Annotated in this window: 9 protein-coding genes; 7 read left to right on the plus strand and 2 right to left on the minus strand. The window is 55.4% G+C overall.

What is annotated here, in order from left to right; all coding sequences use genetic code 11:
- Both V6C16_RS03595 and V6C16_RS03600 read right to left on the minus strand, forming a co-directional pair.
- A partial coding sequence (locus tag V6C16_RS03595) for a transposase (protein WP_333534907.1) occupies window positions 1-184 on the minus strand: 184 nt, incomplete at its 3' end.
- 136 nt (window positions 185-320) lie between these two features.
- Entirely contained in the window at window positions 321-2,093 is a 1,773-nt protein-coding gene (locus V6C16_RS03600) for a sigma-54-dependent Fis family transcriptional regulator (protein WP_333534906.1), read from the minus strand.
- 681 nt (window positions 2,094-2,774) lie between these two features.
- On the opposite strand from V6C16_RS03600, the gene V6C16_RS03605 reads away from it, so the two are divergent.
- The 7 genes from V6C16_RS03605 (at window position 2,775) to V6C16_RS03635 (ending at window position 12,382) form a co-directional block, all read left to right on the plus strand.
- Window positions 2,775-5,600: a molybdopterin-dependent aldehyde oxidoreductase gene (locus V6C16_RS03605; protein WP_333534905.1), complete on the plus strand. Its 2,826-nt coding sequence runs from the start codon at window positions 2,775-2,777 to the stop codon at window positions 5,598-5,600.
- A gap of 110 nt (window positions 5,601-5,710) precedes the next feature.
- Complete coding sequence (locus tag V6C16_RS03610) at window positions 5,711-6,817, plus strand: NAD(P)-dependent alcohol dehydrogenase (RefSeq protein ID WP_333534904.1); 1,107 nt, start codon at window positions 5,711-5,713, stop codon at window positions 6,815-6,817.
- 124 nt (window positions 6,818-6,941) lie between these two features.
- A complete protein-coding gene (locus V6C16_RS03615) occupies window positions 6,942-9,197 on the plus strand; it encodes a pyridine nucleotide-disulfide oxidoreductase/dicluster-binding protein (protein ID WP_333534903.1) in 2,256 nt (751 codons plus the stop codon).
- 15 nt (window positions 9,198-9,212) lie between these two features.
- On the plus strand, window positions 9,213-9,401 hold the full coding sequence (locus V6C16_RS03620; protein WP_333534902.1) for a DVU_1557 family redox protein: 189 nt from the start codon (window positions 9,213-9,215) through the stop codon (window positions 9,399-9,401).
- A gap of 500 nt (window positions 9,402-9,901) precedes the next feature.
- Window positions 9,902-10,108, plus strand: coding sequence for a hypothetical protein (locus V6C16_RS03625; protein ID WP_333534901.1), 207 nt, complete (start codon window positions 9,902-9,904; stop codon window positions 10,106-10,108).
- A 456-nt stretch (window positions 10,109-10,564) separates the two neighbouring features.
- The gene (locus tag V6C16_RS03630; protein WP_333534900.1) at window positions 10,565-11,998 is read left to right on the plus strand and encodes a sodium:proton antiporter; all 1,434 of its coding nucleotides are present in this window, start codon (window positions 10,565-10,567) and stop codon (window positions 11,996-11,998) included.
- Between the two features lie 60 nt (window positions 11,999-12,058).
- On the plus strand, window positions 12,059-12,382 hold the full coding sequence (locus tag V6C16_RS03635; RefSeq protein ID WP_333534899.1) for a P-II family nitrogen regulator: 324 nt from the start codon (window positions 12,059-12,061) through the stop codon (window positions 12,380-12,382).
- The last annotated feature ends 265 nt before the right edge of the window (window positions 12,383-12,647 follow it).

Consider the following 12,647-nt stretch of genomic DNA (forward strand, 5'->3'; position numbering starts at 1 on the left):
CGCCCGGCTTCAAGGCGAACTCGTGCTTGTCCTGTCGGTAATGCGTAACCCAATTCGCCAAGGTTTTCATCGGAATAGATAACCTTCGCGCTGTTTCCGTTACGCCAAAACCATCATCAACCGCCATGGTGACGGCTTGCTGCCTCAATTCCTGTGAATAACGTCCCCGTGGTGCTTTCGTCATAGAACCTCCTCAATGGATATGGACTATGGCGTCCGTTTTTTCCAGCCTATCTCAACGTTCTCACGGGGCAACATCCTGGCTATAGAGTTTTCAGTCATTGCAAGCCTCTTGTGCCGCAAGATTGCCTGAATTTCTTTCATTGGCACGTCTTTCTTTTTTTCAGTTTGCGGTACAGGGTGACTCTATTTATTCCCAACAATGCCGCGGCTTTTCCCATGTGTCCGCCGCATTTTTCCAGCGCGGCCCCAATGGTCTCAAGCTCAAGCGAGCGCAAATCCAGCGGAAGAGACTGCAGACAGCACGCGCTGCCGGAAGCTGTTTCTGCCCCGCCCTGCAGGCTTTGCGGCAGATCAGCGAGGGTCGGAGCGCTGCCACGCATTTTTGTCAGGGTACTGATAATCACATTTTCAAGTTCACGCACGTTGCCTGGCCAGTCATGCGCGTACAGCGCTGCCATGACCTCGGGGCCAAAAGCTATGCCGCCAGGCAGGCCGTGTTCGTTTGCATAGTTATCTACCATAAATTCCAGCAGTGGAACAAGGTCATCCTTACGCTTGCGCAAAGGCGGAACCCGTAGACTGATGACGGAAAGACGGTAATAAAGATCATTTCTAAAGCGGCCGCTTTCCACAGCCTGCAGCAAAGGCACGTTGGTCGCGGCCATGACGCGTATGTCAAGCGGCCTTACGCGCTCGCCCCCCACTCTGGTGACGCTTTTTTCCTGTAACACGCGCAAAAGGTTAACCTGGGCTGCAAAGGGCATGTCTCCAATTTCATCAAGGAATATGGTGCCGCCCTGAGCCTGCTCGAACTTGCCTTTTTTCCCGGCTTTGTCCGCGCCGGTAAAGGCCCCTCCTTCGTAACCGAACAGCTCGCTTTGCAGCAATTCGGACGAAAGGGCCGCGCAATTTACAGCAACGAACGGGCCAGACCGCCGCCCACTGGCCTGGTGCATGGCCTGGGCCAGCATTTCTTTTCCGGTGCCGCTTTCGCCCTGGATCAGAACTGTATGTTCCGTGGCGGCAATCTTTCTGGCATCATCAATAACGCCACGCATGATTTTACTTTGCCAGATGATATCCTGAAAACCATAACGGACTTTTCCGCCCTGATCCGGCTCATCCGCCTTCCTTCGCAGCACACCGACTATTCCTCCGCATGCGCCCTTGGCGTCTCCGGCGCTGCGCAAGCATGCTTCAACCACAAGGGGATTGGAAGAAGCTGAAAAAAAGTGCAATTCTGCCAGTTCGCGACCGACTTTCACCCCCTGACGTACGGAAGCATAATTGGAAACAAGGGTGTGAATGTCACGCCCGATCACTTTGTCATCCTTGACACCCAGCAGTTTCAGGCCTCGAGGGCTGACATGCGTCAGCACATCATCATTGTCCACCACAATGAGGGCTTCAGCGCTGCTTTGCATCAAGGTAAAAAACTGGGTGCGTAGTTTCCGGTTGGCGCTGCTTTGCGCGCGATAGCCCAGCTCTGCTTCGATGGCCCCGGCAGTCAGTCGGACCAGATTCAAAAGCTGGGATGGATGCCTGCCTCCCACGGTCGTGATATCGAGCACGCCCTGCAGGTCCCCTTGCGGGCTGAATATGGGGGCGGCGGTACAACTCCAGTCGTGGTACACTTCCCGGTAGTGTTCACACATGCGCACCTGGACAGGACGTTTTTCGGCCAGGCAGATACCAGGCGCGAATGTGCCGATACCCACCTCAGAATGCCTTGCCCCTGGAAAGACACTAAGCTGCTCAGCGAGCCTCTTTGGTCCGCTCGCGCCCAGAAGGTCGAGAATATAGCCGTCATTGCTGTACAGCATGACCAGATACTCCTTGCCAAAGAGCAGATCATGCAGTTGCCGCAGATGGCTGGCGGCGGCAGACAGCAAAAGCTTATTTTTTGCCATGACGCCTTCTGTTTTTTGCACAAAAGAAGACGAAGACTCATAGGGGTTTACCGCAAGGTTAAGGCAACGCTGCCACGAGGCCGCTATTTCCGGACGTAAAAAGGCTGTCTGCACTTCCCGGTCAAGGGCAAGTGCTTTCCAAGCTTCTCGAATGCGCGCCAATGAAGCACGCGGCCCCAACTTTTTCTCTGTTTGACTTGTCATAACTGCACCGGTGGTAAAGCTGCCCTTGAGATTATTTCACGCCGTCCGGGCCTGAAAACAGCAATAGCCTCAGCATTCATGTTGCACAAAGCAATATTGATGACAAAACGGATGTTGCATGATGCATCGTTAAAAAAAATTGTAATAATTTACAATCTTTCAATGTTGCATTTTGCAACACTGATACGCCTTTCCATGTAAAACAACATAATTTGGCATATCATAAACAGTCAATAAGGCAAAAATATTTTTTATTAAAACAATCATAAAACAGATTACTTCTTATAAAACCGCATGTTACGCATAGATATCTCCAAGGCATGCAAACTGGCAATGTTATTGCATTCGATGGTCGTGTCGGGCGGGCTCAGGCCCGCCTGACTTCCTCACGCGGAGATGGCGCGACGCGGCAGAGTGCACGTCAACCTGGGCCGTATAAGCCGACGATCTGCTCCAACCATAACAGGGACAGGCCATATGAAGCTTACAAGACTCTTTTTGACCATCAATGGCGCACGGCGCATGGTTGTCTGTGATCCGGAAAAGGATTCTTTGGCGGACATGCTGCGCCGACTCGGACTCACAGGAACCAAGGTCGGCTGCAAGGCTGGGCAGTGCGGCGCGTGCTCGGTCATCTTGAACGGCGAAGTCGTCCGTTCCTGCATACGAAAGATGAAAAACATCAAAGAATTCAGCGTGATCGAAACCATTGAAGGTATTGGCACGCCCACGTGTCTGCACCCGCTCCAGCAGGCCTGGATAACCTATGGTGGTGTTCAGTGTGGTTTTTGTTCGCCCGGCTTCATTGTTTCCGCCAAGGGGCTTCTGGATAAAAACCCTGATCCTTCGCGTGAAGAAGTGCGCGACTGGTTTCAGAAGCATCGCAACCTTTGCCGCTGTACCGGCTACAAGCCTCTGGTGGACGCGGTAATGGCCGCAGCCAGGGTTATGCGCGGCGAGGCAGATATTGAGGACATCACCTATCGTGAAGAGGCTGGCGCATCCATCTACGGGACTAGATATCCGCGCCCGGCGGCCCTGGCCAAGGTTACGGGTCTGTGCGACTACGGCGACGACATCAAGCTGAAGATGCCCGACGACACCCTGCACCTCGCCATCGTGCAGCCCAAGGTGGCCTCCCATGCCAGGATCATCTCCATCGACACTTCCGCGGCAGAAAAAATGGATGGTGTAGTCAAGGTTGTAACCGCCAAAGATGTTAAGGGCACCAACCGCATTGTGGTGCCTGTCGTGCATCCGCGTAGCACGGAACCAGGTACGGAACGCCCGATTATCGCCGACGAAAAAATCTTCCGCTACGGCGACGTGGTGGCTGTGGTCATAGCTGCGACGGAAGACAAGGCCCGTGAAGCCGCGAAAGCCGTCAAAGTGGAAATTGAGCCCTTGCCGGAATATCTCAGCTTTCTGGACGCCGTTGCTCCCGACGCGCTGCGTATCCACACCGGCCCAAACACCTACCTGATGCAGCCTGTGCTCAAGGGGCAGAAGGCCGAAGAAGCCATTGAAGAGTCCTTTTGCTCCGTGGAAGGAAGCTTTCACAGTCAGCGCGAACCCCATCTGAGTATTGAGGGCGATACCCTCCAGGGATACTGGGATACGGAAGGCAACCTGACCATCCATTGCAAGACCCAGGCCGTGGGCTGGCACCGGGCGGGCATTGCCGGAGGCATCGGCATGGATGTGGAGCGCGTGCGCATCATTGAAAACCCCACGGGAGCCAGCTTCGGCTGGGCCGCGTCCCCCGGCAGTTACGCCATAATGGGCGTCTGCCTGATGCTTGTGGAAAACCCCCTCACGCTCACCATGTCCTATGAAGAACATCAGCATTTCAGCGGCAAGCGCACCGCCTCGTACACCAATGGGCGCATGGCCTGTGATGAAAACGGCCTGCTCACCGCGTTGGAATTCGATACCGGCATAGACCACGGCCCCTACACCGAGGTATCGGATCATATTATCGAAAAAGTAGCCCGCTTTATGGGTTTCCCTTACGCTATCCCCAATGTATCGGGCCTGTGCCGCATAGCGCACAGCAACCATAATTACGGCACTGCCTACCGGGGCTTCGGTTCACCGCAGGCCTACACCTGCTCCGAAGCGCTCGTGGATATGCTGGCCGAAAAAATGGGGATGGACCGCTTTGAGTTCAGATACAAAAATATAGCCCGAGAAGGCGATCTGAACATAAACAGTGTGCCTTTCAGGGAATATCCCATGCAGACTCTCATGGATATGATCAAGCCCTACTATGACAAGGCCGTTAAAGATGCCAGGGCCTGCAGCAGCGAAACCAGAAAACGTGGAGTTGGTCTTGTATGCGGCGGTTTTTCCTGCACCCTCGGCCCTCACGACCATTGTGAAGTGGCGCTGGAACTGAATCCGGACGGCACTGTTACCCATTATAATACATGGGAGGATCAGGGGCAGGGCGGTGATATCGGCACGCTCACCCATACGCACGAGGCTTTGAAACCTCTGGGGCTTGCCCCCGGCCAGATAACGCTGGTGCAGAACGACAGCCATGTCTGCCCGGATTCTGGCATCGCCGCGGGCAGCCGCCTGCACTACATGGTGGGCAATGCCACTATCCACGCGGCCAATCAGCTGCTTTCCGCCATGCGCAAGCCGGATGGCAGCTACAGAAGCTATGCGGAGATGCTGGCGGAAAACATTCCCGTGAAATATGTGGGCGTATTTGACGTCACCGGAACAGGCCTCAGTGCTCTCGACCCCAACACGGGGGTAGGCGATCCTACACAGGCCCTGACCTACGGTGTTTTCCTCGCCGAGGTGGAGGTGGAGGTGGAAACGGGCAAGACCACAGTGCTCAGCATGCGTTGCGCCGGCGACGTGGGCAAGATCGGCAACCTGCTGGCTGTGGAGGGACAGGGCTATGGCGGTTTGTCCCACACCATCGGTTACGCCCTTTCCGAAGACTATTCCGATTTCAAGCGCCACGCGACGCTTGCCGGGGCGGGTATTCCCTACATCAAGGACATTCCCGACAATATGGAGCTTATGTTCCTTGAAACGCCGCGTGCCGACGGCCCCTTCGGCTCTTCGGGCTGCTCCGAGCTTTTCCAGTCATCCAGCCATATGGCGGTCATAAACGCCATCTATGACGCGACAGGGGTGCGCATCCATGAGCTCCCGGCGCGGCCTGAAAAGGTCAAGGCTGCCCTGGAAGCCAAGGCCGCGGGAAAATCCCTCAAACCCAAAAAATACTTTCTCGGCTCTGACCTTTACGACGCCCTGGACGATATCGCCGAAAACCCTGTGTAAGGTCCCCCTGGTTCCCGCCGAAGCCCGGCGGGAACCGGCACAGTGGAATAACATCTTTTTGCCAAAATGGTCGCTTCGCAGTCTTCACCTTTTACCACGAGGACACAGCTATGAAGATCACTGCCGCCGTCTGCCGCGCCCCCCAGCATCCCCTGAGCTTCGAGCAACTGGACATTGAGGAGCCACGCGACAATGAGGTGCTCGTCAGAGTGACCAGTTGCGGCGTATGCCACACAGACATGGCCATGCGCGACCAGGTGTATCCTGTACCGCAACCTGTGGTGCTGGGACACGAAGGGGCAGGTTTTGTTGAAAAAATCGGCAGGAGCGTAAGCGGTTTCGCCCCCGGCGACCCTGTCATCATATCCTATAGTTCCTGTGGCGTTTGCCCCACCTGTCTGGACGCCGCGTCCGGGCTGTGCCATCATTATTGGGATTACAACTTCGCCTCCCGGAGGCTGGACGGCAGCACCGCGCTTCGCAACGGGCATGAAGAAATCCACAGCCATTTTTTCGGGCAGTCCTCCTTCGCCACATACGCCCTTACCCGCCCGGACAACCTTGTAAAGCTTGAGACCACAGAAAATATGGACTGCCTCGGCCCGCTCGGCTGCGGCATACAGACAGGGGCCGGGGCGGTCATGAATGTCATGCGCGTCCGTCCGGGAGATAGCGTGGCGGTCTTCGGCACAGGGTCTGTCGGACTCAGCGCGGTTATGGCCGCCCAGGTATGCGGCGCCGCAGTCATAGTGGCCGTGGACCTCAATGCGCAAAGGCTCGCCCTCGCGAAAGAGCTGGGCGCCACGCACACCATCAACAGCGCCAGGGTTGACGATCTGGTTACTGCCGTGCGTGAGGCCACCGGCGGCAGGGGCGTGAACTACAGCCTCGACACCACAGCCAGAGAATCCCTGCTCAATGCCCAGGTGGACTGTCTGGACATTCGGGGCAAGGCCGTCATCGTGGGCGCATCGCCGCAAGGCACACGCATCAATCTGGATGCCGTACCCTTTATGAACCAGGGCAAGACCATCATGGGCGCCGTTGAAGGCAACTGCGTACCCAAACGCTTTTTGCCCAGGCTTATAGCCCTGTTCCGTCAGGGGCGCTTTCCTCTGGACAAGCTGATTACCTTCTACCCCTTTGAGCAAATCAACCAGGCCATAGAAGACAGCGAAAAAGGCCTTGCCATAAAGGCCGTTGTCAAAATGCCCTGACCAAAAGGCTGCTCCGGCCGGCTGCGACTCCCGGCAAGGCCCTCCGCAGGTTTGCGGAGGGCGCGGAGCACCACAGACAGAACATGACCCCGTATATTTTCGCCATGCCAAACGGACGGCGCTTATGAGCATAGAAGACTTCAAGGCTTTTTCGCAGGCCTGTTTCCGCGATTGCCCTCCCCCCTGTTCCTGCACCTGCCCGCTTGGCGTAGATGTGCGAACACTCATGGACAAGGTGCAGAAAAAAAACTTTACCAGTGCCTACAGGCTTTATCGTAATCACGTGCTTTTTCCTGCCATCGTCAGCGCCATTTGTCATGAGCCCTGCCGCGAAGCCTGTGTGCGGCGCGGAGCGGGCCAGGAAATTCTGCTCAGGTCCGTCGAGGCTGCCTGTGTGGCGCATACAAAAAACTCCGCCCCCATTTCCTTCAATGTTCCTGCCAAGCCGTACACCGTGGCGGTGATCGGCGCCGGGTTGAGCGGCTTGAGCTGTGCGCTGAAGCTGGCTTCGCGCAATTACGGCGTTCTGCTGTATGACAGGGAAGAACAGCCAGGAGGGAGCCTGCGCCATCGTATGCCCGAAGAAGTCTACCTGAAAGAAATCGTCAGGCAGTTTTCAGAGGTGGAGTGCAGCATGTTTTTTTCCACGGAGGTAAAGAGCCTGGACTCACTGGAGGCCAACGCCATATATGTGGCTACAGGCAAGGGGGGAGAAGATTTCGGTTTGCTTGAAGGCCTTGATGTCAATTCTCTGGGGTCTGCGCAAACAGGAGTTTTTGTGGGCGGAGAAATATTGGGCTGTAATCCCATTGAGGCCATTGAACACGGCATCCGCGCTTCCTATTCCATTGAAAAATTTCTTCAGGGCGGGGCTATGGACGGCATGCCTGAAACCTATATGAAGCCCCCGCTGCGCCAGGTTTTTTACCAGATGCCCCTGCCGCCATCGCCTCGGGGCATGGAAGAAGGAGAAACCTGCCCCGAGGCGGTACAGGCCGAAAGCCTGCGCTGCCTGCGCTGCAACTGCTCTCTGTGCCATGACCAGTGCGACCTGATGCAGACTTTCCGCTCCTATCCTCCCAAAATGGTGCAGGACACCATATCCTCTATGGGACCCAGAGAAAACATCACCCAGCGCGTGGGGATGAAACTGCTGAATTCCTGTCTCCAATGCGGTCTTTGCAAAAAAGTCTGCCCGGAAAATGTGGATATGGAGCAGTGCCTTCTGGAAGCACGGCGCAGCCTTCACCTGGATAAGGCCCTGCCCCCGGCCTATCATGACTTCTGGCTCAGGGACATGGAGTTTTCCAATGGTCCTGCGGCTCTGTTGTACAAGCCATATTCCGGCCATTCGTGCGAATATCTGTTCTTTCCCGGTTGCCAGCTTGGCGCTTCAGACCCGGCCTATGTCACGGCAACCTGCACGGCTCTGCAGGCGGGATATCCACGCACGGCTCTGTTGCTGGGCTGCTGCGGCGTTCCTGCCGAATGGGCGGGCAACGAAAATCTCCGCGATACGGCTCTGGATTTTGTGCGCGATGCCTGGCTCAGCCTTGGCAAGCCTCAACTGGTACTGGCATGCCCTACCTGCCGTAAAACATTTTCTCGCTATTTTCCTGAGGCACGGAGCCTTTCTCTTTTTCAGATGTTAGCCAGTATGCCAGACCTGCCGCACAGCAGCACCCAGCTTTGCAGAGGGCATGACGTATCCGTATATGACCCCTGCTCCAGCCGCGATGATCCCGGTTTGCAAAAAGATATCAGGGAGCTGGCCGTGCAAATGGGACTAACGGTGCACGAGCTTCCTGTAGGCGGTCCGCTGGCCCGCTGTTGCGGATTCGGCGGGCAGGTGCATGCCGTCAGGCCGGAATTCGTGCGTGAAGTCGCAGCGCAGCGGGCAGCATTGGCTGAGCGGGAATACATCACTTACTGCACCAACTGCCGCGATAGTTTTGCCTTAAACGGAAAACCCTGCAGACATATTCTCGACCTGCTCTTCACGGGCAACTCTCCTTTCCGCAGACCACCCACAATCAGCGAACGGCGTCGCAACAGGCTATGGCTCAGAAACTACTATGAAAACATGGGGGGACAGCCCCGTACCCCACAGCCACAAGGCGACCCAGACATGCGGATAGTCTTTACACAGCAGATCAAGGAAAAAATGCAATGGCTGCTTATTCTTGAAGAAGAAGTGGCCCAGGTGATCGATTACTGTGAACGTACCGGAAAAAAAGTGATCAACCCCGCTACAGGCCGTTTCACAGGATACAAATCACTAGGGTTCACGACCTGCTGGGTGGAGTATACCACGGAACATGGCGGTATATTTGTCCACAATGTGTACAACCACCGCATGACCATAGAAGACAGCCTGTAAGACCAGGGGGCGTTCATGTCTGACAAATTTTTGTGCCATGCCTGCAACTTGCCGCTGCAGATGGTAAAAACCAACTTCAGCTACCTTAGACATACGTTTTCGGCTGAGGTTCCGCGATGCCCGAACTGTGGTATGGTCTATCTCCCGGAGAATCTCGTCCGCGACCGTATGATCCCCGTTGAACAGCTCCTTGAGGATAAATGAAGCACCAGGGGCAGACTAAGGATATGGGAGACAAGGCCCCATGAGCGGCAATGATGCAAAGGACATACAGGTTCTGCTTCAGGATGGACGTTGCTGTAGCCAGGCCATTGTAACTATTCCCCTCCTTTAGAGCAGATTAACTTTGAGAATGTACATTCTCAAAGTTTAAAACACGCTCGCTTCGCTGCTTAACCGCGCAAGTAAATAGCTCTGCTGTCTTCATCCGTAACTTCCTTTGTCGTAACGGCTGAAGCTGCGCTTCCATCTTTGCGGCGGGCGACTGCTCACGCAGCCGCCAGAGCAATTTCAAAGTGAAATTGCTCTAGCAGGCAGCCCACTGCCCCCTCGCGCCGTTCCAGGATCAGCCCGATCAAAAAACTACTCATCTATTTGTTTTTTACTAAACTATCTCTTTTGTTTACACAGTGGGGCGGACTGACTTTGAATATTATATACTTTGAATTTCAATTTCATGTTCGTTATGGAAGGGGAAAGGCCGGATGAATTCTATGATTGAGGCCGTACTGCAGGCTACGCTTATTTCCAAATGCGTCTTGGTGCTGCTGCTGTTTATGTCTGTGTCCAGTTGGGCTTACATGTGCGGAAAATGGCTGGCCTTGCGGTCGGCCCAGAGTCGTACCCAAAAGCTCAACGGACAGGCGGTGAACACGCTGGTGGTGATTCCCTTTGCGTTCAGCCTGCGCTAAGGGCGCCGCAAGCTCGGCGTCCTGCCGCCAGAGCGGCATTTATTCACGAAAGCCCGCCACTGGCGGGCTTTTGTTTTTAGTCTTGCGGCCCTGACGCCAGCCAACGCCTTTGCGTTGCCTCACAGGTAAAAACATGCACAACAAATACCGCCACAACCCCGCCTTATCCTTGGAGCAGGCCTGCCATGACCGGCATCGCGCATTCCCTGCCGAAGCAAAGGTTGCGAAAGGTGTTTGCCCTGCGGCTTTTCTGACGTTATGCTACTTTTCAGTTTTGACCACGGCCTGTGTGCATGCTGCCGTTAACAGTTGCCCGACCTGGTCCGCGTCCCTTGCTCCGGTCATGCTGCCGCGTTGCGCCTCCCGCGCAAATCCGTGCAGGCCCGGCAAGCTCGCGCAAGTCCGCGCCGCAACTGATCTGATTTATATTGGCCTTCCACCCAAGGAGCTCAGGTAGTGCCCATACCCCGATTTCTTGTTTTACTCGCCGCTTGCTTTTTTTTGATTTTCGGCATTCCCGCTCATGGCTTTTGTGCCGATACGCTTTTGGACGGAACACAGCTTTCCCTCATCTGGGCTTTGCCCTTTGCCGGACTTTTGCTTTCCATTGCCTTGTGGCCCCTCGTCAATCCCCACTTCTGGGAAGCTCATTACGGCAAAATAACCGCCTTCTGGAGCGCGCTTTTTCTGGCGGCGCTGCTGATCCACTTCGGGCCACGGGCTACGCTTCAGGAATTGCTCGGAACCATATTCAATACCTATCTGCCTTTTGTCATTCTGCTGATCGCGCTGTTCACGGTTACCGGCGGCATCCATCTGCGGGGCAACCTTACGGGTACGCCGCTCGTAAATACAGGCATCATTTTTATCGCCACCGCGCTTGCCAGTTGGGTCGGCACCACCGGGGCCTCGATGCTTTTCATTCGCCCCCTGCTCCGCGCCAATATGTACCGCCGTTACCGGGTGCATTCCGTCATCTTTTTCATTGTGCTTGCGGCCAACGTGGGCGGCTCGCTCACCCCCCTGGGAGATCCTCCGATATTCCTCGGCTTTCTGGCGGGCGTGGACTTTTTCTGGACCACTACCCACCTGTTCGGTCCCATGGTTTTTCTGAGCGTTTCACTGTTGCTGGCCCACTATCTTCTGGACATGTACCTTTATAGAAAAGAAGACCACGAGCTTCTGGATCAGCACAGGGGCAAAGACGTAAAGCTCAGCCTGGAAGGCTGGCAGGTCAACGTGCCGCTGCTTGCCTGCATCGCCGGGGCCGTGCTCTTGAGCGGCAACTGGAAGCCGGGCATCCACGTTCCCCTTTTCGGCGAAGTGTATATGGAACTGCAAAACATCGCGCGCGACCTGCTTTTGCTGGTGATCATCATTCTTTCCGGCCGGCTCACAAACTTTGCCATTCGAGAACGCAACGCCTTTACGTGGGACCCCATGCGCGAGGTGGTCAAACTTTTTCTGGGCATCTTTATCTGCCTTATCCCCATCATCGCCATCCTCAAAGCGGGCAAAGACGGTGACATGGGCTTTATTATCGACATTCTCAACACTGACGGCAAACCGGACAACATGGTGTATTTCTGGCTTACAGGGGTACTTTCCACCTTTCTGGACAACGCGCCGACCTTTCTTGTCTTCTTTAACATAGCCGGAGGCGATCCCCAGATTCTCATGCATGAACTGTCCCAGACCCTGCTTGCCATCACCTGCGGCACAGTCTTTATGGGGGCAAATACCTATATCTCCAACGCGCCCAACCTTATGGTGCGTTCACTGGCGGAAAATCTTGGCGTGCGCATGCCCAGCTTCTTTGCCTATACGGGCATTGTCCTTGTCATGCTGCTTCCTCTGCTTGCCATTTTCAGTCTTATCTGGCTCAGATAGGGCGATCCGGCACGCAGTCCGCCAATCAGTAATTCAAGTTTGCAAAATAAGGACGGGATCATGATAAAAGACGGCTACGAACTGGTTGTAACCATTGTGAACAAGGGCTGGAGCAGCACCATCATTGAAGCTTCGCAAGAAGCCGGGGCGCGGGGCGCCACAGTGCTCAAGGGGCGCGGCACGGGACTGAAGGTCGCCGCGCTGTTCGGCATACCTGTCGAGCCGGAAAAAGACATTATCCTCAACGCCGTTCCCGCAGATATCAGCCGTGAAGTGCTGCTTGCCATTTCGCACTCGGCAGCCCTTGTCAAACCCGGCAACGGCATTGCCTTTATTTTGCCCATTACAAGTATTGTGGGAGTTTTTGAACAGCAGGAAGACTAGATTTTCCGGCTGCCTCGCAACCGTGCGTTGCATGTCTGCGCCTGAACGCGCGCAGAAACAGAACGCACGGTTGCGAAAAATATCAGATCAGATGGCCCCGCACCTGCCGCAGAGCGCGGCGGGCAACAGGCCAGGTTTTGCCTTCGCTGACTTCAGCCTGCCGAAAACATTACTCCTGCGGCTGCCCTTCCGCCCACTGGGCCTCCACAGGCAGGCCCGCCAGATGCCGACGCAGCATGTCCAGCGCATGACTGGAAGCCAGCCG

It is taken from the genome of Desulfovibrio sp. 1188_IL3213 (assembly GCF_036763145.1).
Lineage (GTDB): Bacteria > Desulfobacterota > Desulfovibrionia > Desulfovibrionales > Desulfovibrionaceae > Desulfovibrio.

Excerpts from the sequence above, each read along its gene's own strand:
- V6C16_RS03600 (WP_333534906.1), bottom strand. The coding sequence starts at position 2,093 with ATGGCAAAAAATAAGCTTTTGCTGTCTGCCGCCGCCAGCCATCTGCGG.
- V6C16_RS03605 (WP_333534905.1), top strand. The coding sequence starts at position 2,775 with ATGAAGCTTACAAGACTCTTTTTGACCATCAATGGCGCACGGCGCATG.
- V6C16_RS03610 (WP_333534904.1), top strand. The coding sequence starts at position 5,711 with ATGAAGATCACTGCCGCCGTCTGCCGCGCCCCCCAGCATCCCCTGAGC.
- V6C16_RS03615 (WP_333534903.1), top strand. The coding sequence starts at position 6,942 with ATGAGCATAGAAGACTTCAAGGCTTTTTCGCAGGCCTGTTTCCGCGAT.
- V6C16_RS03620 (WP_333534902.1), top strand. The coding sequence starts at position 9,213 with ATGTCTGACAAATTTTTGTGCCATGCCTGCAACTTGCCGCTGCAGATG.
- V6C16_RS03625 (WP_333534901.1), top strand. The coding sequence starts at position 9,902 with ATGAATTCTATGATTGAGGCCGTACTGCAGGCTACGCTTATTTCCAAA.
- V6C16_RS03635 (WP_333534899.1), top strand. The coding sequence starts at position 12,059 with ATGATAAAAGACGGCTACGAACTGGTTGTAACCATTGTGAACAAGGGC.